Below are 24964 nucleotides of genomic sequence, written 5' to 3'. Positions count from 1 at the left end.
GGGGGACGTCCCATGGCCTTCACGGTGGTCCGGTTCAACCTGGCCGACCCTGCCGCGACACCGAAGACCCTCGCGGCCCGCTACCGGGCGGCCCTGGAGATGGCCGCCTACGCCGACGGCCACGGCGTCGACACGGTCCAGACCGAGGAGCACCACGGCGCCGGCGACAACTGGCTGCCGTCCCCGCTGACCTTCGCCGGCGCGGTCCTCGGAGCCACCCGCCGTATCGCGGTGACGATCTCCGCGATCATCGGCCCGCTGCACGACCCACTGCGGCTGGCGGAGGATCTCGCCGTGCTGGACCTGATCGGCGAGGGCCGGCTGGTCACCGTCGCCGGCATCGGCTACCGGCCGCGGGAGTACGAGCAGCTGGGCGTGGACTGGACCCGGCGCGGGGCGCTCCAGGACGAGCTGCTCGAGACGCTGCTGGCGGCCTGGACCGGTGAGAGCTTCAGGTACCGGGGCCGTACCGTGCGGGTCACCCCGCGCCCGTACAGCCGGCCGCACCCGACGCTGCTGGTCGGCGGGTCCTCACGGGCGGCGGCGCGCAGGGCGGCCCGCTTCGGGCTGCCGTTCTTCCCCAGCGCCCATCTGCCGGAACTGGAGGCGTACTACGAGGAGCGGCGGGCCGAGTACGGGACCGGGGGGTTCTGCATGATGCCCGCGGAGAAGACGCCGCTGCTGCACCTCTCACAGGACCCGGACCGCGCGTGGGCGCTGTACGGGAAACACTTCCTGCACGAGGCGCGGACCTATGCCTCCTGGCAGTCGCACGGCATCCGCTCCGCGGTGCGTTCCTCGGCGACGACGGTCGAGGAGCTGCGCGGCGAGGGTGTGTACCGGATCGTGACACCGGACGAGTGCGTGGGGCTGGGCGCCGCCGGCCTGGTGCTGCATCCGCTGTGCGGCGGTATGCCACTGGACGAGGGCAGGCGCAGCCTCCGGCTGCTGTGCGAACGGGTACTGCCCCGGCTCACGCGCTGAGCCGGGGCAGTTTCCGTGCCGAGGAGAGGGGCAGCGGGGATTAGCCCATCTCCTCCAACGCCTTGCCCTTCGTCTCCTTGACGTACCGGAGTACGAAGGGGATCGAGAGCACGGCGAAGACCGTGTAGATCACATAGGTGCCGGAGAGGTTCCAGTCCGCGAGGCTCGGGAAGCTCGCGGTGATGGTCCAGTTGGCGATCCACTGCGCGGAGGCGGCGACGCCGAGGGCGGCGGCGCGGATGCGGTTCGGGAACATCTCGCCGAGGAGGACCCAGACCACGACGCCCCACGAGAGCGCGAAGAAGAGCACGAAGGCGTGGGCGGCAATCAGGGCCACGACGCCCTGTGTCTCGGGCAGCTTGCCGTCGACGAGGTCGGCGGAGAAGGCCCAGGCCTCCAGGGCCAGCGCGATCGCCATACCGGTGGAGCCGATGAGTGCGAGGGGCCGGCGGCCGATCCGGTCGACCAGCACCATCGCGATCACGGTGCCGATGATGTTGATGATCGACGTGGTGAACGAGTAGAAGAACGAGCTGGAAGGGTTCACGCCCACGGACTGCCACAGGGTCGCCGAGTAGTAGAAGGCGACGTTGATGCCGACGAGTTGCTGGAAGACCGAGAGCCCGATGCCGATCCAGACGATGGGCAGGAAGCCGAAGCGACTGCCGAGCAGATCGCGGAAAGTGGACTTGTGCTCACGGCGCATCGCGTGGTCGATCTCGGCGACGCGGGCGTCGAGGTCGACCTTCTTGCCCTCGACCTCGGAGAGGACCTGCCTCGCCCGGCCCACCTTGCCGACGGAGATGAGGAAGCGGGGCGACTCGGGGATCGCGAAGGACAGCAGTCCGTAGAGCACAGCCGGGACGACCTCCACGCCCAGCATCCACTGCCAGGCCTCGAGGCCGCCGATCTCACCGCGCTGCTTGCCGTCGGCGAGCTGCAGGACGCCGTAGTTCACCAGCTGGGAGACGGCGATGCCGATGACGATCGCGGCCTGCTGGAAGGAGGCGAGCCGTCCGCGGTACGCGGGCGGGGAGACCTCCGCGATGTAGGCGGGGCCGATCACGGAGGCCATGCCGATGGCGAAGCCGCCGACGGTCCGCCACAGGGCGAGGTCCCAGAGCGCGAACGGGAGCGCGGAGCCGATGGCGCTGGCGGTGAACAGCACGGCCGCGATCTGCATGCAGCGGATGCGCCCGATGCGGTCGGCGATCCGGCCGGCGGTGGCGGCGCCGACGGCGCAGCCGATCAGGGCGACGGCGATGACCTGGGCGAGTGTTCCGGAGCCGATCTCGTAGCGGTCGCGGATCGCTTCGACGGCGCCGTTGATCACTGAGCTGTCGTAACCGAAGAGGAAACCGCCCATCGCGGCGGCGGCCGTGATGAAGATGACATGCCCGAGGTGGTCGGGGTGGGCCGTGCGGGCCCCGGATTCCGGTGGCGGCTGCGCAGTGCTGGTCACGTGTACTCCTGGGGGCGCCCGGCCGCGTCGCCGGGCGTGGGGGGCGAGCCCCTCAAGTGGCGCACAGGTACAGGTCGCGCACCACTTGAAGGTAAAAGCAACGTTGCAGAGACTATGCCTTCAAGTTTCGAAGTCAAGACCTTGACTGGAATCAGCTTTACGTGACGGCGAGTCGGCTTGCTTTCAAGTAATGAAGAGTTGGACAGGCGGCAGCGGAGCGTCAGCGAAGACGCTGGCTGATGACCTTGGAGACGCCGTCGCCCTGCATCGAGACGCCGTAGAGCGCATCCGCGACCTCCATGGTCCGCTTCTGGTGCGTGATCACGATCAGCTGCGAGCTCTCCTGGAGCTCCTGCATGATGCGGATCAGCCGTTGGAGGTTCGTGTCGTCGAGCGCCGCCTCCACCTCGTCCATCACATAGAACGGGCTCGGCCGGGCCTTGAAGATCGACACCAGCATGGCCACGGCGGTCAGTGACCGCTCCCCGCCCGACAGCAGCGACAGCCGCTTGACCTTCTTGCCGGGCGGCCGCGCCTCGACGTCCACACCCGTGGTGAGCATGTTGTCGGGGTCGGTCAGTACGAGCCGCCCTTCCCCGCCGGGGAAGAGCCGGGAGAAGACGCCCTCGAACTCGCGGGCGGTGTCCCGGTAGGCCTCGGTGAAGACCTGCTCGACGCGTTCGTCCACCTCCTTCACCACCTGGAGAAGGTCGGCGCGCGTCTTCTTCAGGTCCTCGAGCTGCTCCGACAGGAACTGGTGGCGCTCCTCCAGCGCCGCGAACTCCTCCAGTGCGAGCGGATTCACCTTTCCGAGCTGTTGATACGCCCGCTCGGCCGACTTGAGGCGCTTTTCCTGTTCCGCGCGGACGAAACGCCGCGGCTGGTTCCTGGGGTGCTCCGGGTCCTCGGGCAGCTCCTCGCCCTCCGCGGGCGGCGACGGCGGAACGAGCTGGTCCGGGCCGTACTCGGACACCAGCCCGGCCGGCTCGACACCGAGCTCCTCCAGGGCCTTCGCCTCCAGCTGCTCGATCCTCAGCCGCTTCTCCGCACCCAGCACCTCCCCGCGGTGCACCGAGTCGGTCAGCTTGTCGAGCTCGCTCTTGAGGTCGCGTCCGGCGCCGCGGGCTGCGGTCAGCTCCCGCTCCCGCTCCCCTTTGGCGGCCTCGGCCGCGGTGCGCTCGGCCTCGGCCCGCACCAGCGACACCTCGACGTGGGCCAGCAGCTGACGGGCGCCGGCGGCGACGGCCGCCGCGACCTCGGCCTCGTGCCGCAGCCGGGCGCGCCGCTGCTCCGCGCGGGCCCGCGCCTCGCGCTCGGCGCGCGCACCCCGGTCGAGCGCGTCCGCGCGCCCCGCGAGGCCTTTAACCCGCTCCTCGTGCGTACGGACCTGGAGGCGGGCCTCCATCTCCGTCTGGCGGGCGTTGGCACCGTCGGCGGCGAGCCGGTCGCGCACATGGGTGTCGGGCTCCTCCTCGACCGGGGCCTCCTCGGCGACGAGCAGCCGCTCGGCCAGCTCCTCCGCCTCCTGGGCCGCCCGCTCCAGTGCTTCCTGGGCCCGCGCCGCGGCCGCGGCGGTCCGCTCGGCCTCGCCGGCCGCGCCCTTGGCCTGACCGGCCAACCGGCCGAGCCGTCCGGAGACGGCCGACTTCTCGCGGTCGGCGACGCGCCGCCGCTCCCCGAGCTCCTCCACGAGCGCGGCGCATTCGGCGCGGCGTGCGGTGGCCTGCCGCTGGACCGCGGCCAGCTCGTCGCACCGGCCCGCCAGCTCCTCGAGCTCGGCCGCCGCCTCGTCGACGGAGGCCTGCACCTCGAGCAGGCTGGGAGCCCCGGCGGACCCGCCCTGCGCGAAGTGCGCCCCGAGCACGTCCCCTTCGGCGGTCACGGCGGTGAGCCCGGGCCGCGCGTACACCAGATCCTCCGCGTCCTCGAGCGTTCCCACGACCACCGTCCCGCGCAGCAGCCGCCGCACGGCGGGCATCAGCTCCGCCGGTCCGCGCACGAGCCCCACGGCGTCGATCCCGTGCGGCCCCTGCGGGTCCTGGGGGCCGCCGTGGCCGTCCGCGGCCGCATCGTTCGCGGTCGCACCGTGCGCGTCGTCCCCGGAGGCGAGGAGCAGCGCCGCGCGGCCGGCGTCCTGCTTACGGAGCAGTCGGATCGCCTCGGCCGCCGTGGACGGGTCGGCTACGGCCACCGCGTCCGCCGCGGCCCCCAGCGCGGCCGCCACCGGGATCTCGTAGCCGGGCGTCACCGTGAGCAGCTCGGCGGCCGGGCCGAGCAGGCCGCTGAGCCGGTCGTGCGCGCCGAGGAGCGCCCCGGTCCCGTCCTTGCGCCGCAGGCCCAGCGCCAGCGCCTCGCGACGGGCGGCCACGGCCGCGCGCTCGCGTTCCGCCGTGGTGAGCGCCTCGCGGGCAGCGCTCAGCGCCGCCTCCGCGTCGGCCAGTTTACGCTTCGCCGCCTCGTGCCGTCCGGCGAGCTCCGAGTCGTCGGCGTCGAGCGCGTCGACCTCAGCCTTGAGCTGCTCGTACTCCTCCTGCGCGGCGACGGCACGTTCCCGGGCCTCGTCGCGGGCGGCGGCCAGCCGGTCGATCTCGGCCTGGGCCGACGCCGCGCGCGAACGGGCCGCGTTGACCTGCCCGCTGAGCCGGGCGAGCCCCTCGCGGCGGTCGGCGATGGCCCGCGCCGCGTCCTTGAGACGCCGCTCCTCGGCGATCAGCTCCCGCTCGAGTTCCGCGCGGTGCGCGACGGTGTCCTCCAGGGCGCGTTCCGCCGCCTCCAGCGCCGCCTCGAGCTCCGCCTCCTGCTCGCGGACACGGGCGGCCTCGCGCTCCATGTCCTCCGGGTCGCGGCCGCGCCGCTCCTCCACCGGCGGCGCGGTGGCGCTCTTCACGCGGGCGTCCGCCAGGGAGATCGTGCCGCGCACCCGTTCGGCGAGCTGGGAGAGTTCGTACCAGCTCTGCTGGGCGCGCTGGAGCCGGGGCGCGAGCCGCCGCACCTCGTCCTCGAGGTCCGCCTCACGGGTCAGGGCCGCCTTGAGCTCGGCCTCCGCCGCCTCCTTGCGCTGCTTGAGCGCCGCCTCATCGGCCACCTCGGTACGCAGTGCCTCGCGCATCCGTACGAGATCGTCGGCGAGCAGCCTGAGCCGGGCGTCGCGCAGGTCGGCCTGGATGACGGCGGCCCGTCTCGCCACCGCCGCCTGCCGGCCGAGCGGCTTGAGCTGGCGGCGCAGTTCGTCGGTGAGGTCCTGGACACGGGCCAGGTTCGCCCGCATCGCGTTTAGTTTCCGCAGCGCCTTCTCCTTGCGCTTGCGGTGCTTGAGGACACCGGCGGCCTCCTCGATGAAGGCCCGGCGCCCCATCGGGTCCGCGTGCAGGACGGAATCGAGCTGGCCCTGGCCGACGATGACGTGCATCTCGCGCCCGATGCCGGAGTCGGACAGCAGTTCCTGGATGTCGAGGAGGCGGCAGGTGTCGCCGTTGATCTGGTACTCGCTGCCGCCGTTGCGGAACATGATCCGCGTGATGGTGACCTCGGCGTACTCGATCGGCAGGGCGCCGTCGGAGTTGTCGATGGTCAGGGAGACCTCGGCGCGGCCGAGCGGCGGCCGGCCGGTCGTCCCGGCGAAGATGACGTCCTCCATCTTGCCGCCGCGCAGCGACTTGGCACCCTGCTCGCCCATGACCCAGGACAGCGCGTCCACGACATTGGACTTGCCGGAGCCGTTCGGTCCCACGACACAGGTGATCCCGGGCTCGAACCGCAGGGTGGTGGCCGAGGCGAACGACTTGAAACCGCGCAGGGTCATGGCCTTGAGGTGCACGCCGCCGGACTCTACCTTTCACTTGCGGTTTCACCCCTGAACATGCAGGGCACATCAGATGTTGAAGAAGCCACTTCGGCATACGGGGGCGGAGCGGGGCAGAAAAGAAAGAAGGGACGCCGAGGCGTCCCTTGCATATCTTGCTGCGCGATAACTCTGACGGACGCCGTGCTCAGGTGAGCGCCGGCTCCGCCCGGGGTACGTCGATGTCCATGTCGTCGAGCAGCGACTCTCCGGGGTGCTGAGCGACGGCAGCGTTGAGCGCGTCGTTCTCGGACTGGATCCGTACAAGCTCGGATTCGAGGTCCTGGACACGCTGCTGAAGCCGTCGCATCTCGGCGAGGAGTCGCGGGTCGGAACCACCGACGTAACCGAGAAGCGCCTTTGCCATGATGGATGGTCCTCCACACTGAGTGACCGACCGAAGCGGTGTGGGTCGTGAGGGATTCGCACCCGCGGTGCTCGGCAGTCTTCGTTGTACTGCTTGCCGTGCTGCGTTTTTCCTACTGCCAAACAGCTGAGGTGCGCGGGGCTTCCAGAGTCTCACCAAAAAGTTTGACGGTCAACACGATCACGCCCCGTATCGGCGGGCGGCCCGGGGGCGTACGGCCGCTGAAGACTGCGGCGCTGCCTGACCTGCGGGGCCCTGGGGGCGTGACGATCACCTTATTGGCGCAGCCTGGCACGGCGAGCCACTTCTTGGCAACCACCAGGGGGTTTCCGCCCTCGACCGGTGCCCGGGACGCCTTCCGCCGGCACCCATCGGGGGTATGCCGCGGCACTCGTCACCGGATGGCGAAGTCCGGGTAACCGCCCCGGGGCGTGTCCCAGATCTCAGTGACTCCGTCGACGCGGCCGGGTGTGTCGTCGGAGCGAAGCCACTCCAGCAAACGGTGGCAATTCTCACGTGACCCCTCGGCCACCACCTGCACTCTTCCGTCGTCGAGATTGAGGGCGAACCCGGTGAGCCCCCCGATCTCCAGAGCGTTTGCCCTGGTGAACCAGCGGAAGCCCACGCCCTGTACTCGACCGCGTACCCAGGCGGTCAGTCGTGCGGTGTCGTTCATGCCTGCACGGTATCCGGCCGATTGCTTCCGCATCGCCTCGCCCCCGTGCCGCATGGCGTACAGTCCGGACGCAATCAGCCTCACTCGAACGGGTGAGTCCGTTTTGACGCTCGACGTCGCGCACCAGGAAGGCACAGCAGATGGGTCGCCATCGACGCTCAGCCCCCGCGCCGGCCGCAACCGACCAGGCGGCAGGCTCGGCAGGCAGGCACCGGGGCGGCGGTGTCCGCCGGAAGAAGCGGGCGGGGCTGCCTGTACGCACCGGACTGCTCGGGGCGTCTGCCGCCCTGGCCGTCGGTGTCGTGGCCGTGACCACGGGCGTCCTGCCCGGCGGCGAGGACCGGTACACCGTGGGCGCGGGCTCCGACCTGCAGGCCGAGATGCGCAGCGAGGTGCCGTCGAGGCTGCAGGCGCAGGGCGATGCGACCTCCGATCCGACGGCGAGCCCGTCCACCACACCGAGCCGCAGCGCCGCACCGTCGAAGACCCCGTCCAAGTCGGCCTCTCCCAAGCCGTCGAAGACCCCCTCCAAGTCGGCCTCTCCCAAGCCGTCGAAGACGGCGGAGAAACCCAAGAAGACGCCCAGGACGCCCGAGAAGCCCCGGACCTCGCCTTCTGCGGCGCCGTCCAAGGAGACGACGCGGCCCCCCGAGGCGAAGAAGAAGCCGGCCCCGGAGCCGACGCGCGAGGTGACCCGCACCCCGCAGCCCACCGCGCCCCCGTCACGGACGGCCGCCCCCGCCACCTCGGCCGCCGCCGCAGCGGAGGCCGACGTGTTCGACCTGGTCAACGCGGAGCGCGCGAAGGTCGGCTGCAGCCCGCTGAAGGCGAGCGGTGCCCTCTCCGACCTGGCCCGCGCCCACAGCAAGGACATGGCGGACCGCGGCTTCTTCGACCACACCAACCCCGACGGCGAGACACCGTGGGACCGTGCGGAGAAGGCCGGCGTGAGCGGTCTCGGCGGCGAGAACATAGCCCGCGGCCAGGCCGACGCCGAGGCGGTCATGGCCTCGTGGACGAGCAGCGAGGGTCACCGCGCGAACATCCTGAACTGCGACTTCACGACGATGGGGGTCGGTGTGCACATGGGTGACGGCGGCCCGTGGTGGACTCAGAACTTCGGCTACTGAACCGCATACGCGTTCCGTGAGGAGGGCCCCGGACACCTCGGTGTCGGGGCCCTCTCGCACAGGTGCCCGGGCCGGCGGCCGGGGCGGTGTCGTCAGGAAGCGGTGCGCGGCGGTCGCTGGCAGCGCGGGCAGAAGTAGCTGGACCGGTTCATCCAGGGGCGGCGGCGCATCGCGGTGCCGCAGCGCCGGCAGGGCTCGCCCTCCCGGCCGTAGGCGTCGAGAGACCGGTCGAAGTAGCCGGACTCCCCGTTCACGTTGACGTACAGGCTGTCGAAGCTGGTGCCGCCGACCGCGAGGGCCGCCGTCATGACGTCGCGGACATGCTGGAGCAGTTCGGCGGAGCGGGGGCGGGTGAGCGTGGCGGTGGGCCGCTCGTAGTGGATCCTGGCCCGCCACAGCGCCTCGTCCGCGTAGATGTTGCCGACGCCGCTGATCAGCGACTGGTCGAGCAGGGCGCGCTTCACGGTGGTCCGGCGGGCCCGTATCGCCGCGTGGAACGCCGCGTCGTCGAAGAGCGGGTCCAGCGGATCGCGGGCGATGTGCGCGAGGACGTCGGGCAGCCCGTCGGGCGCGTTCTCGTGCAGGGACAGACCGCCGAAGGTGCGCTGGTCGACGAAGCGCAGCTCCGTGCCGAGCGGATCCGCGAAGCGGATGCGGACGCGCAGGTGCTTCTCGTCGGCGGTGCCCTGCCGCTGCACGAGGAGCTGGCCGCTCATGCCGAGGTGGCCGAGGACCGAGGTGTCGGTGTCCGCGAGGGGAAGCCAGAGGTACTTGCCGCGCCGGCCGGCGTCGCCGACGGTCCGCTCCCGGAGCCGCGCGGCGAAGTCCTCCGCCCCGGCCAGGTGCCGGCGGATCGCTCGCGGGTGCAGCACCTGCACCTCGGCGATCGTGCGCCCGCTGACCCAGGTCTGCAGGCCCCGGCGTACGACTTCCACCTCGGGCAGCTCGGGCACGGGTCTCCTTCAGCGACTCACTCGGGTGACGCCCGCAGCGTACCGCCCCGCGGCGGGGCGCCGACGGGCGGGAAGAGCGGCGGGAAACAGGGGGACACAGGGCGGAAAGGCGGTGCGGCCCCCGCCAGGAAGGATGCCGTTGGCTAATCCGGGGCCGGGCGTGACGTCGGCCTTCAAAACCTGGTTGTGGTCTTGAAGGCCGACGTTGTCGTTTGGGGAGGGTGTCGATGTCGATGCAGCCGGAGGAGCCGGGGGATGTTCCGGCGGAGACGGTGCGGGTGGCTCGGGCGGCATTCCCGAAGGGGAGTCTGGCGATCCGGCTCCGGGACGAGCTGGGGGTGCTGTTCACCGATGAGCAGTTCGCCGGTCTGTTCCCGGCCCGGGGGAAGCCCGCGGTGTCGCCGGGCCGGCTGGCGCTGGTGTCGGTGCTCCAGTTCGCCGAGGGCCTGCCCGACCGGCAGGCGGCCTTGGCGGTGCGGGCCCGGATCGATTGGAAGTACGCCCTGGGCCTGGAACTGACCGATGCGGGGTTCGACTACTCCGTGCTGTGCGAGTTCCGTGCCCGGCTGGTCGAGGCCGAGGCCGGGCAAATGGTCTTCGACCGGGTCCTGGACGCCGCCCGGCAGGCGGGTGTGCTGAAGCCGCCGGGGCGAGCGCGGACGGACTCCACGCATGTGCTGGCCGCGATCCGGTCGCTGAACCGGCTGGAGTTCGTCATCGAGACACTGCGGGCGGCGCTCAACGCGGTCGCGGCAGCCGCCCCTGAGTGGCTGACCGGCCATGCCGATCCGGCATGGTTCGACCGGTATGCCGCCCGGCCGGAGGACTACTGGCTGCCCTCGGGCCGCGGCAGGCGCACTGAGCTGGCGGAACAGACCGGCCGGGACGGAATGCGCCTGCTCACCAACGTGCACGCCGCTCACGCGCCCTGCTGGCTGCGCGAGCTGCCCGCCGTCCAGATTCTGCGTCGCGCGTGGGTGCAGCAGTACGCGGTCGACATGGAGGGCGAGGTGAGGTGGCGGGACCCAAAAGAGTGCCCGCCGGGCGCTTTGCGCCTGGTCAGTCCCTATGACACCGAGGCCCGCGCGAGCGTGAAGCGCGACATCAAATGGGACGGGTTCAAAGTCCATCTCACCGAGACCTGCGACCCGGACACTGTTCACCTGATCACGAACGTGCTGACCAGCGACGCCACCGTCCCCGACATCAAGGCCACCGACACCGTCCACGACAGTCTCGCCGACAAAGACCTGTTGCCCGGCGAACACCTGCTGGACGCGGGCTACCTCGACGGTCCCCGCATCGTCACCGCCCAGACCCGGCACGACGTCACCCTGACCGGCCCCATCGCAGGCAACACCACCGCCCAGGCCGCCGGACCCTACGGGCAGGATGCGTTCACCGTGGACTGGGACAACAAGACCGTGACCTGCCCGAACGGCATGACCACCAGCCAGTGGCGTGACGCGCTCTCGCACCGCGGCACCCCTGTCATCCGGATCCAGTTCTCACCCAAGGACTGCCGCTCCTGCCCCTCCCGGCCCCAGTGCATCAACTCAACCACCCGGCCCCACCGGGAGATCACGCTCCGGCCCCGCGCCGAACACGAAGCAATCCGGCAGGCCCGCGCCGCAGAGGGAACCCCCGAGTGGCGGGAACGCTACGCGGCCCGCAACGGCATCGAGGGCACCATCTCCCACGCCGTCCGAGTCACCGGCCTGCGCCAATGCCGCTACCACGGGCTCGCCAAGACCCGGCTCCAGCACCAACTCACCGCGACCGCGATCAACCTCGCACGCATGGACGCCTGGAGCACCAACAGGGCCCGAGCCCGAACCCGCACCTCCCACCTGACAGCACTTCGCCCCGCCGAGCACAAGCTCAACGGGGCGAATTAGCCAACGGCATCCAGGAAGGCGGGGGCCGCACCGGTACTGCTTTTCGTTCGGCGGAGTGCCGGACTCAGGCCGAGGCCCGGTCCGTCTGCGCCGTGTCGGACGGGGCGTCGGCGTCCCCTCCGTCGGTGGCGGCCGTCCCGCTCGCGGCGGCGGCCCGGGCCGCTGCCGCGCGCTGGTCCGCGGCGGTACGGATCTCCCGCCACGCGGACTCCGCCGCCTGCTGCTCCGCTTCCTTCTTGCTGCGGCCGGTGCCGGTGCCGTACGAGACACCACCGACGCGGGCGGCAGCAGTGAAGGTCTTCTCGTGGTCCGGACCGGTCTCGGTGACCAGGTACTCCGGAACACCCAGGCCCTCGGCCGCGGTGAGCTCCTGGAGGCTGGTCTTCCAGTCCAGGCCGGCACCGAGGTTGGAGGACTTCTCGATCAGCGGGTCGAAGAGCCGGTGTACCAGCTCGGACGCCGCGTCGAGGCCCTGGTCGAGATAGACCGCGCCGATCACCGCTTCAAGGGTGTCGGCGAGGATGGATGCCTTGTCCCGGCCTCCCGTGCCCTCTTCACCACGGCCGAGCCGGATGAAGGAGCCGAGTTCCAGACCGCGGCCGACCTCCGCCAGCGCACGCGAATTGACCACCGCGGCCCGCAGCTTGGCCAGCTGGCCCTCGGGCAGGTCAGGGTGGGTGCGGTACAGCGTGTCGGTGACCACCAGGCCGAGCACGGAGTCCCCGAGGAACTCGAGGCGCTCGTTGGTGGGCAGACCGCCGTTCTCGTACGCGTACGAACGATGGGTCAGCGCACGCACCAGAAGGGCGGACTCGAGTTGATACCCGAGCCGCCCTTCCAGAAGCGTGTGGGACGAGGCATTGTCCGTCTTGCTGGACTCAGACATCGCGCCTCTCACCGGCCGCTCAGACCTCGAGGACCTGGCGCTTGTTGTAGGTGCCGCAGCTGGGGCACGCGATGTGCTGCTGCTTCGGCTCCTGGCAACGCTCACACGAAACCAGGGTGGGGACCGCAGCCTTCCACTGCGACCGGCGGTGGCGCGTGTTGCTGCGCGACATCTTCCGCTTCGGAACAGCCACGGCTACTTCTCCTGCTTCTCGTCGACGCCCGCTTCGGCGCCGCCCATGTTGTCCTTCTCGCCGTCCTGAATGGTCTCGGCGAGTCCCTGCAGTGCCGCCCAACGGATGTCGACGGCGTCGTGGTGGTGGTCCGGGTTCTCGTCCAGCCTGACCCCGCACTCGGGGCACAGGCCTTCACAGGTCTCCCGGCACACCGGCTGCATCGGCAGTGCGAGCACCACCGCATCACGCAGCACGGGCTCGAGGTCGAACAGGCCGTCCTCGAGAAAGAGCCTGTCCTCGTCCTCTTCGTCGTCGACGGGCTCCGCGGTGCGGCCCCTGTCGTCGGCGTCGGGGTACGTGAACAGCTCCTGGAAGTCCGCGGCGACCTCATGGCGCAGCGGCTCCAGACACCTTACGCACTCCCCCTCGGCGCTCGCACGGGCGGTGCCTGTGACGAGCACACCTTCCATGACGGACTCGAGGCGGAGGTCCAGCTCCACCGGCGCGCCTTCCGGCACACCGACGACATCGGCGATGCCGAGGTCGTTCGGAGCGTCCACCGTGCGGGAGATCCGCTGGAGCGCACCGGGCCGCCGCCCCAGCTCGTGCGTGTCGAACACGAGGGGGTTGCGATGGTCGAGGCGCGTGCTCAGGGGTCTTCCTGCTTTCGGTTCGTGGGGAGGGCCGTCCCGGTTCGTGGTGCGAAGCGGGCAGCCGGGATCGCGGAGCTACGCGCGACCGAAGGACCAGGGTACTTCAACAGCCGCGACGATCCCAATCCGGGCCGTTCAGCGCCCCTGCTCGTAGCGGTTCAGCTGCTCGAGGTCGATCATGCCGGTGTCGAAGAAGCTGGTCTCGTCCAGCGCTGCGGCCTGCGGCGGGTGCTGCGGCGGGACGGGCGGCTGCGGCTGGGGCTGTTCGTAGATGTACGCGTCCTGGTGCGGGTACTGCCCGTATCCCTGCTCCTGGCCGCCGTAGCCGCCGGCCGCGTACGGGTCGGGCTGCTGGTAGCCCGCGTACGCCTCCTGCGGCTGGTACGGGTACGGGTCCGGCTGGACGGCGGGCATCTGCGGCTCGGGCTGCGGCTGGGCGTAGGAGTAGGCGTCCTGCTGCTCACGCTCGGGGGCCGGGTCGGCGATCTCCGCGAGACCGGCGAGGTAGTCCGCGTCGCTCGTGTGCTGGTGGCCCGCGGCGTCCTGCGCTGCCATGTGCGCACCGAGATCGTCCGTGGCGATACGTCCGTGCAGCTTCTGGCGGCCCCGGCCGACGGCGTCGAGCGTCTTGGAGAGCACGGCCTCGAAGGCGCCGAGCTTGGCGTCGACGTACTGGTCGGCGCGCTGGATGAGCGTCTGCGGGTCGCTGCTGTGTTCCGGCGCGTCCTCGTCGGCGTAGCCCTGCTCGTCGAGACCGGGGCCCCTCCCGAGGAGCTTCTCGCGGCCGCGGTCGACCGAGCCGATGGTCTTGGTGAGGACGACCTCGAAGTTGGCGAGTTTGGAGTCGACGTAGTCGTCGGCCTCCGCGCGGATCTCGTCGGCCTCACGGCGGGCCTCCGCGAGGATGCGGTCGGCCTCGTCCTGGGACCGGCGGGCGACCTGGGTGTCGGAGATCAGGGAGCCGCGCTCGGCGTGCGCGGACTCGATGATCCGCTCGGCCTCGCGGCGGGCCTGTTCGACCAGTTCCTCGCGGCCGCCGATGAGCTCCTGGGCCTGCGCCAGGGAGCCGGGCAGCGCGTCACGCACCTCTTCGAGCATGGCGAGCAGATCGGCGCGGTTGACCACGCAGGACGCCGACATGGGCATGGAGCGGGCGCTCTGGACCACTTCGACGATCTCGTCGAGCTTCTTCTGCACGTCCACCGTGGTTCGCCACTCTCTCCTGCGGATTTCCGTCACGGACGGGGACGACTGTACGGGCTGTCCGCGGCCGTCCGACACCGGGTGACGGTCAGTCAGCCCTTCTCCGCGAGCCGCTGGACGAGGGCCCGGTGGACCGTCGCCGGCAGCAGGTGGGAGACGTCGCCGCCCCAGGCCGCGACCTCCTTGACCAGGCTGGAGGAGAGGAAGCTGTAGGTCGGGTTGGTGGGGACGAACAGGGTCTCCACCCCCGAGAGGCCGTTGTTCATCTGGGCCATCTGCAGCTCGTAGTCGAAGTCGCTGACCGCGCGCAGCCCCTTGACGATCGCGGGGATGTCGCGCTCCTTGCAGAAGTCGACGAGGAGGCCGTGGTGGGACTCCACCACGACGTTCCCGTACTCACCAGTGACCTCGCGGATCATCGCCATCCGCTCGTCGACCGTGAACAGCCCCTGCTTTGACTTGTTGATCATCACCGCGACATGTACGACGTCGTACAGCTTGGAGGCGCGGGCGATGATGTCGAGGTGTCCGTTGGTGATGGGGTCGAACGACCCGGGACAGACTGCGCGGCGCAACTGAGGTCCCTCGCTCTCCGGTCCGGTCATGGTGCGTCTTCGCACGTGGCGGCGCGACCGTACCAAAGCGTCCCCTCGCCGTAACGACGGGAGCGCAGTGGCGTGAAGCCCTCTGGCCACTTGAATTCCCCGCCCCTTGTGCTGCGCTCCACGGTGACGAGAGCATCGTCGGCGAGCCAGCCCTGAAGGCGGAGTGTGAGCAGGATCTCGCGCAGTCCGTCATCGGTGACGGCGTACGGCGGGTCAAGGAAGACCACGTCGTAGGGGCGCTCCGGCGCCGGTCCCGTGACGATCTGTTCCGCTTTGCCGGTACGGACCTCCGCACCGGGCAGGCCGAGCGCCCGTACGTTCTCCCGTACGACGCAGGCGGCGCGGGCGTCGGCCTCGACCAGCAGGGCGTGGGACGCGCCACGGGACAGCGCCTCCAGGCCGACGGCGCCGGAGCCCGCGTACAGATCGGCGACGCGGATGCCCTCGATGGAGCCGAGCTGGGACTCCCAGCTCGAGAACAGCCCTTCGCGGGCCCGGTCGGAGGTGGGGCGGGTGCCGGTGCCGGGCGGGACGGCGAGGCGGCGTCCGCCGGCGGTGCCGGCGATCACGCGGGTCATGAAGGGCCTCTCTGCCTCTCTGTGCGGGCTGTGCGGGCTGTGCGGGCTGACACAGGTACGGGCGGGTCCGTGCGGACCCGGTCGTCGGTACGGGCCGACGTGCCCAGTCTCTCAGCCCTTGTCGAGATACTGCTCGCGCTCCGTGTCGAGCAGGGCGTCCAGCGCGGTGCGCAGTCCGGGCAGGTCCGAGAGCTCCGGATCGGCGGCGACGACCGCGACCGCCTCCTCGCGGGCCGCCTCGATGACCTCCTCGTCCTCGATGACGGCGAGCATCCGCAGCGAGGAGCGCACACCGGACTGCGCCTGGCCGAGCACATCGCCCTCGCGGCGCTGTTCGAGGTCGATACGGGAGAGTTCGAAGCCGTCGAGGGTGGCGGCGACGGCGGTCAGCCGCTGACGCGCCGGACTGGCCTCGGGCATCTCGGTGACGAGCAGGCACAGCCCGGGGGCCGAGCCGCGGCCGACGCGGCCGCGCAGCTGGTGGAGCTGCGAGACGCCGAACCGGTCGGCATCCATGATCACCATGGCGGTGGCGTTGGGGACGTTCACCCCGACCTCGATGACGGTGGTGGCGACCAGAACGTCCACCTCGCCCGCGGCGAAGCGGCGCATCACGGCGTCCTTGTCGTCGGGCTGCATCCTCCCGTGCAGCACCTCGACGCGCAGGCCGCTCAGTGGGCCCTTGGCGAGCTGCTCGGCGACGTCGACGACGGCGAGCGGCGGGCGCTTCTCCGCCTCGTCCTCCGCCGACTTCTTCTTCGGCTTCTCGTCCTCCGCGTCGCCGATCCGGGGGCAGACCACGTACGCCTGGTGGCCGTTCTCGACTTCTTCGCGCACCCGCTCCCAGGCGCGGGCGAGGAAGTGCGGCTTGTCGGCGGCGGGCACCACATGGCTGGCGATCGGGGAGCGGCCGGCCGGCAGCTGGTCCAGGACGGACGTCTCCAGGTCGCCGAAGACGGTCATCGCGACCGTACGCGGAATGGGCGTGGCGGTCATGACCAGCAGGTGCGGCGGCTGCTTGCCCTTGGAGCGCAGGGCGTCCCGCTGCTCCACGCCGAAACGGTGCTGCTCGTCGACGACGACGAGGCCCAGGTCGTGGAACTGCACCTTGTCCTCGATCAGGGCGTGGGTGCCGATGACGATCCCGGCCTCGCCCGTCACCAGGTCGAGCAGCGCCTGGCGGCGGGCAGCGGCCCCCATGGAGCCGGTGAGCAGAACGACCTTGGTGCCCTGCTCGGAACCGCCCAGCATGCCTCCCTCCGCCAGCTCGCCCATCATCTCGGTGATCGACCGGTGGTGCTGCTGGGCCAGGACCTCCGTGGGTGCGAGCATCGCGGCCTGGCCGCCCGCGTCGACGACGGCGAGCATCGCCCGCAGGGCGACCATGGTCTTCCCGGAACCGACCTCGCCCTGGAGGAGGCGGTGCATCGGGTGCTCGGTCGCCAGATCGTCGAAGATCTCCTTGCTGACCGACTGCTGGCCCTCGGTGAGCGTGAAGGGCAGCTCGGCGTCGAAGGCGTCGAGGAGTCCCCCGGGGACGGGCCGGCGGGCCACTGCGGGCAGCTGGGTGTCGGCGTACCGTCTGCGGGCGAGGGCGACCTGGAGGACGAATGCCTCGTCCCACTTGAGCCGCTCCCTGGCCTCGGCGATGTCCGCCTTGGTGCGCGGCCGGTGGATCTTGCGCAGGGCGTCGGGCAGGGTCGTCATGCCGCGGCCCTCGCGCAGCGCAGGCGGCAGCGGGTCCACGGCTTCGACGGCGCGGTCCAGCACGGCGTCGATCGCTTTGGAGATCTTCCACGACTCCAGCTGCTTGCAGGCCGGGTAGATCGGGATGAGCTGATTGGCGAAGGCGTCCACGGCGTCGGCCGCGCTCGCGCCGCCGCTCAGCGGCTCGTACGCCGGGTGGGAGAGCTGCAGCTTGCGGTTGAAGACGGACACCTTGCCGGCGAACATCGCGCGGGTGCCCGGCAGCAGGTCCCCCAGAGGCTTGTGGACGCCCTTGCCGAAGAAGACCAGCTGGAGCCGACCGCTGCCGTCGGTGATGGTCACCTCCAGACGCCGGCCGCGGCCCTGGTTGAAGGTGTGGATCCGCGCGTCGGCGACCTGCGCCACGACCGTGACGTGCTCGTCGAGCGGCAGCTCCGACAGGGAGGTCAGCTCCCCGCGCTCCGCGTACCGCCGCGGGTAGTGGTGCAGCAGATCACCGAGGGTGTGCAGATCGAGATGCTCGGCCATCACCTTCGCGGTGGCGGCGCCGAGCGTCTTCTTGAGGGGTTCGTCGAGCGCGGGCACGCGTTCCATTGCACACCACACCACCGACAGTCGTCGCGCACCTGTTGATAAGTCCTGGTCAAGGCGGCGCCGTGACCCCTACGATGATCCCTCCCCCACCCCTTCTCCGCGATCACCGCCCGTACGGGATCGCCCGACCCGCGCCGTCGCCCCACCCCCCACCGGCGCAGCGACGATGACATCTGAGACGACACCGTCCGGCGGTACGACGACACCGCACGCGACCACACCGGATGCGGCAGCACCGCACATGTTCCAGGTCGATCTGCGCGGCCTGGTGGACCTGCTGTCCCATCACCTCTACTCCAGCCCCAAGGTCTATCTGCGGGAGCTTCTGCAGAACGCGGTGGACGCGATCACCGCCAGGCGTGCCGAGGACCCAGCCGCACCCGCGCGGGTGCGGCTGTACGCCGCGGACGGCGGACTGCGCGTCGAGGACTCGGGCATCGGCCTGACCGAGACGGATGTGCACAGTCTGCTCGCGACCATCGGCCGCAGCTCCAAGCGGGAAGGGCTCGAGTCCGCGCGGGCCGAGTTCCTCGGGCAGTTCGGCATCGGGCTGCTCGCCTGCTTCGTCGTCGCGGCCGAGATCCGGGTGGTGAGCCGCAGCGCCCGCACGCCCGACGCGCCTCCCGTGGAGTGGTCGGCCCGCGACGACGGTTCGTACACCGTGCGCGTCCTGCCCCACAGCGCCCGCCCCGAGCCGGGCACGACCGTGTACCTCACCGCCCGGCCCGGGAGCGCCGACTGGCTCACAGAGCAGCGGGTGACCGCCCTGGCGCGGGACTTCGGTTCGCTGCTCCCTTACGACGTCCGCGTCGGCGACACGCCCGTCAGCGAGCTGCCGGCGCCGTGGGACCGTACGTATCCGGGTCCGGCGGCGCGGCGGGTGGCCCTCGCCCGCCACTGCCACGAGCTGTTCGGCTTCACCCCGCTCGACTCGGTGGACCTCGACCTGCCGGTCGCCGGGGTGCGCGGGGTCGCGTACGTGCTGCCGTCGGCGGTCAGTCCGGCGCAGCGTTCGGGACACCGGGTGCACCTCAAGGGCATGCTGCTCACCGACCGGGCGGACGAACTCCTGCCGGAGTGGGCGTTCTTCGTACGGTGCGTCATCGACACCGACAGTCTGCGGCCCACGGCGTCCCGCGAGTCGCTGTACGCGGACGAGACGCTCGCCGCCGTACGGGAGGCCCTCGGCGGCCGCATCCGGGAGTGGCTGACCTCCCTGGCCGCGGGCGCCCCGGAGCGGCTGGCGCAGTTCCTGTCCGTCCACCACCTGGGCGTGAAGTCGCTGGCCCGGCACGACACGGACATGCTGCGCACGATGCTGCCGTGGCTGCCGTTCGAGACGACGGACGGGCAGCTGTCGCTGGAGGAGTTCGCCCAGCGGCACCGCGTGGTGCACTTCGCGCGGACGGTCGAGGAGTACCGGCAGGTCGCGCCGATCGCCTCCGCGCAGGGCATCGGGCTGGTCAACGGCGGCTACACGTACGACGCCGAGCTGGTGGAGCGGCTGCCGCAGGTCCGGCCGGGAACGGTGGTCGCCGAGCTCGACGCCGACACGGTCACCGCGCACCTCGACGCCGTCGACCCGGCGGAGGAACTGGCCCTCGCCGGGTTCCTCGCCGCGGCCCGCGCCAGGCTCGACCCGCTGGGCTGCGACGTGGCGCTGCGCGCCTTCCACCCGCTGACCGTCCCGGCGCTCCACCTCGACGACCGGGCCGCCCGCCACGAGCAGGCGCGCGCGGAGGAGGAGGCCCGCGCGGACGACCTGTGGGCGGGCATCCTCGGATCGCTGCGCGGCAGCGCGCCGCGCGCCCGGCTGGTGCTCAACCACCTCAACCCGCTGATCCGCAGGATCAGTTCCCTCGACGGTGAGCTGGCCGGGACGGCGACCGAGGCACTGTACGGGCAGGCGCTGCTGATGGCGCAGCGGCCGCTGCGGCCGGCCGACTCCGCGCTCCTCAACCGCGCGTTCATGGGCCTGCTGGAGTGGGCCACCCACGATCAGGAGAACGGCCGATGAGCCCCGACACCCCCTGGGACGCCGACGCGCTGCGGCAGGCGCTGAACGACAACTACGCGCAGCCGGAGGGCCCCGAGCGCAACGCCCGCGCGGAGCGGCTGTTCGCCGAGATCGAGCAGCTCGGCGACACGTCGCTGGTCATCGACGGCCTCGACCATCTGATGCAGGTCTACAACTACAGCTCCGAGGCGGACAAGATGTTCGTCCCCTTCGCGAGGCTGCTGCGGATGTGGGACGACCGGCCGGAGGACTTCGGCGGGCGGCAGGTCCATTCGCTGTTCTGGATGTTCAAGTGGGTCTCCAGCGGCATGATCGACCAGCCGCACATCCCGCTCGCCTCGATCGAGAAGTGGCAGGCGGAGATGGAGCACCGCTACCGGCTCGCGGGCCACTCCGAGCGCGCGGTGCGGCAGGGCGAACTGCGGATCGCCCGGCACCTCGGCGACATGGAGCGCGCGCAGCGCGCGTACGACGCCTGGCAGGCCGCCGACCGGGACGACAAGAGTGACTGCCACGCCTGCGAACTGCACGCGCAGGGGTCCTGGCAGGCGCACCGCGGCGACGACGAGGGCGCGCTCGTCAGCTGGCGGCCGGTGCTGGAGAGCGAGTTCACCTGCGCGCACGAGCCGCACGCCGTGCTCTCCGCGTCACTGCTGCCGTTGCTGCGGCTGGGGCGCGCGGAGGAGGCCCGCGCCAACCACCTGCGCGGCTACCGGCTGGTCCGCACCAAGGAGAGCATGCGCAGCGCGACCGCCCGGCACGTCGAGTTCTGCGCGCTGACGGGCAATGAGGCGCGGGGGCTGGAGATCCTGGCCGAGCGGCCCGCGTACTTCACGGACACCGGCGAGCCGAGCAGTCTGCTCAGCTATCTGGAGGTCACCGCGCTGCTCACCGACCGGCTCACCGCCCTCGGGCACGGCGAGCAGAGCGTGCCGGGCCCCGGGAGCCGCTCCTGGACGGCACGGGAACTCGCCGTCCACGCCCGTACGGAGGCGCGGGCCATCGCCGCCCGTTTCGACGCACGCAACGGCACGCCGTACTTCGGCGAGCAGAGCGCCGAACGCATGGACCGTGCGCCGCTGCTGGAACGGCTGCCGCTGGGTGTCCGGGCGGCACGGCCGGTGTCCGTGCCGCGTCAGGCGTCCGCGTCCGCAGCAAAGAGCACGCCCGTCGCCGGACCCGCCGGCCTCTCGGAGCTGCTGGCCGAGGCGCGCCGGCTCTCGGAGGCGCAGCACCCGGACGCGACGGCCGCATGGGCCGCCGTGACCGCGGCCGCCGACCGGGGCGGCGTCGAACTCGACGCCCTGGAACGGGCAGAGAGCGAGGAACACCGGGGGATGGACCCCGCCACACCACCGGCCGAGGCGGTCGGTCTCTTCACGTCGGCGGCCGGGCTGTACGAGACGGCCGGTGAACCCGGACGCGCGGCGTCCGCGCTGGCGAGGGCCGCGTTCTGCATCGGCCTCGACGGCCGGCTCGGCGAGGCGCTGGCCGCGGTGCAGGAACCCTGCGACCGGTCGCTGGCGCTGTACGCCGAGGGCCGGTCCACCGCACGGCAGACCGGCCGGGCGCTGCTGTGCCGGGTACGGATCCTCAACGACATGATCAGCGACATGCGGGTGCGGGAGGCCGCGGAAGCGGCCGTCACGTCCCTGGACGAGGCCGTGCAGGCGCTCCTCGCCTTCGCGGAGCCGGAGCGGCAGGACCCCGGCGTCGGTGTCGTCATCGGCGAGGCGCTCGGTCACGCGGGCAACGTCACCGCCTTCCGCGGCGACGCGGCAGGGGCGGCACAGCTGTACGCGCGCGCAGCCGAGGCGTACGTCCAGGCGGGCCGGCCCTGGTACGCCGTGGAGGCCGAGACCCAGCTGGCCGGCGTCAGCCGGCACCTCGGCGACCTGGAGACCGCCGAGCGTGCCTCGCGGGCCGCCCTGGAGCACGCCGCCCCCTTCGCCGCCCCGGGCGGCCGGGCCCGCCTCCACCTGCAGCTCGTCGAGACGCTCGCGGACATCGGCAAGCTCGACGAGGCGGCCGACCACGCCCTCGAAGCGGCTCACTGGGCCGATGAGGCGGGCGAGAGCGCCGGCAGCGGGGCGTACGCCAGGCACCGGCTCGGCGGTTTCCTGCTGCAGCTCGGGCGGACCGCCGAAGCCGCGGCGGTCCTGGAGTCCGTACTGTCCGACCTGACGGCGGAGGACCACGGCGACGGGGTGATCGTGCAGACGCTGTGGTGGCTGGGCGACTGCTGCACCGCACTGAACGAGCCGCGCGAGGCCGCCGAGCACTGGCTGAAGGCGGCGGACATCGCACAGGGCTGGCCGGAGCAGCGCGACCACGCGATGCTCGCGAACCTGGCGGGCCAGGCGCTGTACCGCGCACGGCTCGACCCGCAGGCCGAACTGGCCTACCGGCGGGCCGGCGACCTGTGGCGCGACCTCGGCGACGTGCACGCGCTCGTGCGCACCCTGCGGGTACGGGCGTGGATCGCCGTGCGGGAGGGGCAGGCGGGTGTAGGCGCGGCGCGTGAACTGATGGCCGCGGCGGCGACCGAGTGCGAGTCGGCCCTCGCCGCGGCGGGCTCCGCCGGGGACGCGGACGTCCTGGCCCGGCTGCGCGCCGAACTGGCGGACACCCATCGCCAGACCGGCGACCTGATCGCGAGCTCCTGCGACGAGCCGGAAGGCCCGCGTCGCCGGGCCGCGTACGAGGAGGCGGTCGGCTTCGTGCTGCGGGCGGTGGCGGCCTTCGAGGAGGCGGGCGAGGACTTCACCGACCTGCGTACCGGCGCGCAGCTCATGGCGGCGTGGCTCCACGCGGACCTGTCCGACGCCGCGGCGGCGAGGGGGCTGGCGCGGGCGGTCCTGGCGGTGTACGCGGACGGGGACGGGGAGGTGCCGTCGTCGCGGTGCGCGGAGGCGCGGGCGGTGCTGGAGCAGGTGGGCGCGGCGTAGTCACGGGGCCGCTGCGCGGGCGTTCCCCCACCCCCCTTCCCGAACCGGGCTCCTCCCCGGCTCCTCCCCCTACGCCTGGCGGCGTGGGGGACCCCCAGGACCCGACCACCGCGCTCCGCGCGGTGTTTCCGGGGGCTCCGCCCCCGTACCTCCGCGCCTCAAACGCCGGCGGGGCTGATTTCGCGCAGCGAAATCCAGCCCGGCTGGGGGGCACCTCCCACGGCCGCCAGGCCGTAGGGGGAGTTCGAGGCCACCGCGCGAAGCGCGGTACCGGGGGCCGGGGAAAGCCCCGAACACCGCCCGCAGGGGCGGCCCGAGGGCCCGGGACGGAGCCCCGAACGCCGCGCGCAGGGCGGCCCGAGGGTCCGGGGCCTGCCCCGCCACGCAGCGGAGCCGCATATCGGTACAGCGGGAAGGGGCGGGGAGGGGAACAGCCCGCAGCAGGCGCCACACGCCCGCACCCGTAGCCGCCCCCGCAGGCGCCACGCGCCCGCTACTCGACCCCGATCAGCAGCGGCGTCGCCCGGTCGCCGCCCTCGTACGCGACCGTGTCCACCGCCAGGTACCTCTCCCGGACGTGCGTCTCCAGGCGGGTCGACAGGCCTTCCGGCGCGGTCCCGCCGAGGACGAGCGTGACCAGTTCGCCGCCGGAGGAGAGCATGCGGTCCAACAGGGTCACGGCCGTCTCCGTGAGGTCCTTGCCGATCACGGCGACGTCGCCGTCGATCAGGCCCAGTACGTCTCCGGCCTGGCAGACGCCCGCCGAGGTCCAGGACCGGCTCTCCGCCACGGCGAGTTCGGCGTAGCGCGTCGCGCCGGCGGCGGCCGTCATGGCGACGACGTCCTCGTCGAAGCGGCGGTCCGGTGCGTGGACCGCGAGGGCGGCGATGCCCTGGACCGCGGAGCGGGTGGGGATGAGGGCGACGCGGACGCCCTCCGCGCGGGCCTGTTCGGCCGCCGCGGCGGCCGTGTGGCGCAGGGCCGTGTCGTTGGGGAGGAGAACCACCTCGCGGGCGTGCGCCCGGCGGATCGCCTCGACGAGTTCGCCGCTCGCCGGCGGCTCCCCTGCGCGGGCGAGGACCGTGGTGGCGCCGGCCTCGCCGCACAGGGCCGCCAGTCCCTCTCCCTGCACGACGGCGACGACCCCCCGCTGCGCCTGCTCGCGCGGGTCCGGACCGGGCTCCGCCGCCGTGTCGAAGTGCGTGATGCGGATCCGGTACGGCCGGCCGGCCTCGACGCCCGCTTCCACCGCCGCGCCGGCGTCGTCCACGTGGACGTGGACGTTCCACAGGCCGTCGCCGCCGACGACGACGAGGGAGTCGCCGAGGCGGTCCAGGCGGGTGCGGAGCCGGGCGACGGCCTCGTCGTCCGCCTCGAGGAGGTAGATCACCTCGAAGGCCGGGCCGCCGCCGGCGCAGGACTGCGCGTCCGCCGCGGGCTGCGGGACCGGTCGGGTGGGCCGGTGGTGGGCGAGCGCGGGAACCTGCGGCGCCTCACCGCAGACCGCCTGGACCAGGGCGCCGAGGACCACCAGGAGTCCGCGCCCGCCCGCGTCCACGACCCCCGCCCGGTCCAGTACGGCGAGCTGCTGAGGCGTGGCGTCCAGCGCGGCGCGGGCGCCCGCGTACGCCGCCCGTACGGCATCGGCGGTGCCGGCCGTCCCGCCGGCCGTCTCCGCAGCGCAGGCCGCGCAAGCCGCGTCCGCCGCCGCCCCGGCGACGCTGAGGATGGTCCCCTCGACGGGGTGGGCGACGGCCTCGCGGGCCAGTTCGGCGGCCCGCCGCAGGGCCGCGGCGAGATGGTCCCCGTCACCGATCCGTTCGGCCATGCCGCGCAGGAGCTGCGCCAGGATGGTGCCGGAGTTCCCGCGGGCGCCGATGAGCGCCCCGTGGGCCATCGCCCGGATCACATCGGTGAGGTCGGGTGCCGAGCCGCCGGTCTCGTGGGCGGCGAACACCGCTTCCACGGCCTGGCCGGCCGATTCGACGGTCAGATACAGGTTCGTGCCGGTGTCCCCGTCCGCGACGGGGTACACGTTGATCGCGTCGATCTCCTCGCGCTCCCGGCCCAGGGACTCCAGCGCCAGTGAGCACCAGGCGCGTACGGCCGGGGCGTCGAGACTCTGCGGCACCGGGTGATCCTCCTTGTGCGGCCGGGCAGGGCCTGGTCGGCCGCACGGGGGCTGCGGGCCGTGGGCCGCAGGTCGTGGACCGCGGTTCGCCCCGCAGCGTAGACCGGGGCAGGGTCCGGCGGCGGGCCGGGGGCGGGCGGGGGCGTGCTAGTTTCT

Annotated in this window: 18 protein-coding genes; 5 read left to right on the top strand and 13 right to left on the bottom strand. The window is 72.2% G+C overall.

The genetic code is table 11. The features are described from left to right. Positions 1–12: 12 nt before the first annotated feature. Positions 13–984: an LLM class flavin-dependent oxidoreductase gene (locus tag OGH68_RS26475; RefSeq protein ID WP_264247486.1), complete on the top strand. Its 972-nt coding sequence runs from the start codon at positions 13–15 to the stop codon at positions 982–984. A 40-nt stretch (positions 985–1024) separates the two neighbouring features. Here the strand turns inward: OGH68_RS26475 and OGH68_RS26470 are convergent, their stop codons facing one another. The 4 genes from OGH68_RS26470 to OGH68_RS26455 all read right to left on the bottom strand — a co-directional run bounded on the left by OGH68_RS26470 (position 1025) and on the right by OGH68_RS26455 (position 7330). Next, positions 1025–2446, bottom strand: coding sequence for a sugar porter family MFS transporter (locus OGH68_RS26470; RefSeq protein WP_264247484.1), 1422 nt, complete (start codon positions 2444–2446; stop codon positions 1025–1027). Positions 2447–2666: 220 nt separating this feature from the next. After that, the gene (smc, locus tag OGH68_RS26465) at positions 2667–6263 is read right to left on the bottom strand and encodes a chromosome segregation protein SMC (protein WP_264247483.1); all 3597 of its coding nucleotides are present in this window, start codon (positions 6261–6263) and stop codon (positions 2667–2669) included. Between the two features lie 172 nt (positions 6264–6435). Then, the gene (locus OGH68_RS26460) at positions 6436–6654 is read right to left on the bottom strand and encodes a hypothetical protein (RefSeq protein ID WP_264247481.1); all 219 of its coding nucleotides are present in this window, start codon (positions 6652–6654) and stop codon (positions 6436–6438) included. Positions 6655–7048: 394 nt separating this feature from the next. Next, positions 7049–7330, bottom strand: coding sequence for an acylphosphatase (locus OGH68_RS26455; protein ID WP_189473382.1), 282 nt, complete (start codon positions 7328–7330; stop codon positions 7049–7051). A gap of 140 nt (positions 7331–7470) precedes the next feature. On the opposite strand from OGH68_RS26455, the gene OGH68_RS26450 reads away from it, so the two are divergent. Next, the gene (locus tag OGH68_RS26450; RefSeq protein ID WP_264247480.1) at positions 7471–8460 is read left to right on the top strand and encodes a CAP domain-containing protein; all 990 of its coding nucleotides are present in this window, start codon (positions 7471–7473) and stop codon (positions 8458–8460) included. Positions 8461–8552: 92 nt separating this feature from the next. Here OGH68_RS26450 and mutM read toward each other — a convergent pair whose 3' ends face one another. Further along, positions 8553–9413: a bifunctional DNA-formamidopyrimidine glycosylase/DNA-(apurinic or apyrimidinic site) lyase gene (gene mutM / locus OGH68_RS26445; RefSeq protein WP_264247479.1), complete on the bottom strand. Its 861-nt coding sequence runs from the start codon at positions 9411–9413 to the stop codon at positions 8553–8555. Between the two features lie 227 nt (positions 9414–9640). Here mutM and OGH68_RS26440 point away from each other — a divergent pair, with 227 nt between their 5' ends. Next, on the top strand, positions 9641–11311 hold the full coding sequence (locus OGH68_RS26440; RefSeq protein WP_264247478.1) for an IS1182 family transposase: 1671 nt from the start codon (positions 9641–9643) through the stop codon (positions 11309–11311). Between the two features lie 64 nt (positions 11312–11375). Here OGH68_RS26440 and rnc read toward each other — a convergent pair whose 3' ends face one another. The 7 genes from rnc to recG all read right to left on the bottom strand — a co-directional run bounded on the left by rnc (position 11376) and on the right by recG (position 17712). Further along, positions 11376–12197, bottom strand: coding sequence for a ribonuclease III (gene rnc, locus OGH68_RS26435; protein ID WP_264247477.1), 822 nt, complete (start codon positions 12195–12197; stop codon positions 11376–11378). Positions 12198–12216: 19 nt separating this feature from the next. Further along, entirely contained in the window at positions 12217–12390 is a 174-nt protein-coding gene (gene rpmF / locus OGH68_RS26430) for a 50S ribosomal protein L32 (protein WP_026165248.1), read from the bottom strand. A 2-nt stretch (positions 12391–12392) separates the two neighbouring features. Continuing rightward, positions 12393–13025: a YceD family protein gene (locus tag OGH68_RS26425; RefSeq protein ID WP_264250307.1), complete on the bottom strand. Its 633-nt coding sequence runs from the start codon at positions 13023–13025 to the stop codon at positions 12393–12395. A 135-nt stretch (positions 13026–13160) separates the two neighbouring features. Beyond that, positions 13161–14228 (bottom strand): ATP synthase F0 subunit B, encoded by a 1068-nt coding sequence (locus OGH68_RS26420; RefSeq protein WP_264247476.1) that lies wholly within the window; start codon positions 14226–14228, stop codon positions 13161–13163. A 92-nt stretch (positions 14229–14320) separates the two neighbouring features. Beyond that, a complete protein-coding gene (coaD, locus tag OGH68_RS26415; RefSeq protein ID WP_264250305.1) occupies positions 14321–14803 on the bottom strand; it encodes a pantetheine-phosphate adenylyltransferase in 483 nt (160 codons plus the stop codon). A 26-nt stretch (positions 14804–14829) separates the two neighbouring features. Next, the gene (rsmD, locus tag OGH68_RS26410; protein WP_264247475.1) at positions 14830–15411 is read right to left on the bottom strand and encodes a 16S rRNA (guanine(966)-N(2))-methyltransferase RsmD; all 582 of its coding nucleotides are present in this window, start codon (positions 15409–15411) and stop codon (positions 14830–14832) included. Between the two features lie 111 nt (positions 15412–15522). Beyond that, a complete protein-coding gene (gene recG, locus OGH68_RS26405) occupies positions 15523–17712 on the bottom strand; it encodes an ATP-dependent DNA helicase RecG (protein ID WP_264247474.1) in 2190 nt (729 codons plus the stop codon). A 166-nt stretch (positions 17713–17878) separates the two neighbouring features. Here recG and OGH68_RS26400 point away from each other — a divergent pair, with 166 nt between their 5' ends. Both OGH68_RS26400 and OGH68_RS26395 read left to right on the top strand, forming a co-directional pair. Continuing rightward, positions 17879–19729, top strand: a complete 1851-nt coding sequence (locus OGH68_RS26400) for an HSP90 family protein (RefSeq protein ID WP_264247473.1) — start codon at positions 17879–17881, stop codon at positions 19727–19729. Further along, on the top strand, positions 19726–22677 hold the full coding sequence (locus tag OGH68_RS26395) for a tetratricopeptide repeat protein (RefSeq protein WP_264247472.1): 2952 nt from the start codon (positions 19726–19728) through the stop codon (positions 22675–22677). The genes OGH68_RS26400 and OGH68_RS26395 overlap by 4 nt, the downstream gene beginning before the upstream one ends. Before the next feature lie 493 nt (positions 22678–23170). Here OGH68_RS26395 and OGH68_RS26390 read toward each other — a convergent pair whose 3' ends face one another. Next, entirely contained in the window at positions 23171–24808 is a 1638-nt protein-coding gene (locus tag OGH68_RS26390) for a DAK2 domain-containing protein (RefSeq protein ID WP_264247471.1), read from the bottom strand. Between the last annotated feature and the right edge of the window lie 156 nt (positions 24809–24964).

This window comes from Streptomyces peucetius (genome assembly GCF_025854275.1).
Lineage (GTDB): Bacteria > Actinomycetota > Actinomycetes > Streptomycetales > Streptomycetaceae > Streptomyces > Streptomyces peucetius_A.
This window is presented reverse-complemented; position numbering and strand designations above follow the sequence as displayed.

Excerpts from the sequence above, each read along its gene's own strand:
- OGH68_RS26475 (WP_264247486.1), top strand. The coding sequence starts at position 13 with ATGGCCTTCACGGTGGTCCGGTTCAACCTGGCCGACCCTGCCGCGACA.
- OGH68_RS26460 (WP_264247481.1), bottom strand. The coding sequence starts at position 6,654 with ATGGCAAAGGCGCTTCTCGGTTACGTCGGTGGTTCCGACCCGCGACTC.
- OGH68_RS26455 (WP_189473382.1), bottom strand. The coding sequence starts at position 7,330 with ATGAACGACACCGCACGACTGACCGCCTGGGTACGCGGTCGAGTACAG.
- OGH68_RS26450 (WP_264247480.1), top strand. The coding sequence starts at position 7,471 with ATGGGTCGCCATCGACGCTCAGCCCCCGCGCCGGCCGCAACCGACCAG.
- OGH68_RS26440 (WP_264247478.1), top strand. The coding sequence starts at position 9,641 with ATGTCGATGCAGCCGGAGGAGCCGGGGGATGTTCCGGCGGAGACGGTG.
- rnc (WP_264247477.1), bottom strand. The coding sequence starts at position 12,197 with ATGTCTGAGTCCAGCAAGACGGACAATGCCTCGTCCCACACGCTTCTG.
- rsmD (WP_264247475.1), bottom strand. The coding sequence starts at position 15,411 with ATGACCCGCGTGATCGCCGGCACCGCCGGCGGACGCCGCCTCGCCGTC.
- recG (WP_264247474.1), bottom strand. The coding sequence starts at position 17,712 with ATGGAACGCGTGCCCGCGCTCGACGAACCCCTCAAGAAGACGCTCGGC.
- OGH68_RS26400 (WP_264247473.1), top strand. The coding sequence starts at position 17,879 with ATGACATCTGAGACGACACCGTCCGGCGGTACGACGACACCGCACGCG.
- OGH68_RS26395 (WP_264247472.1), top strand. The coding sequence starts at position 19,726 with ATGAGCCCCGACACCCCCTGGGACGCCGACGCGCTGCGGCAGGCGCTG.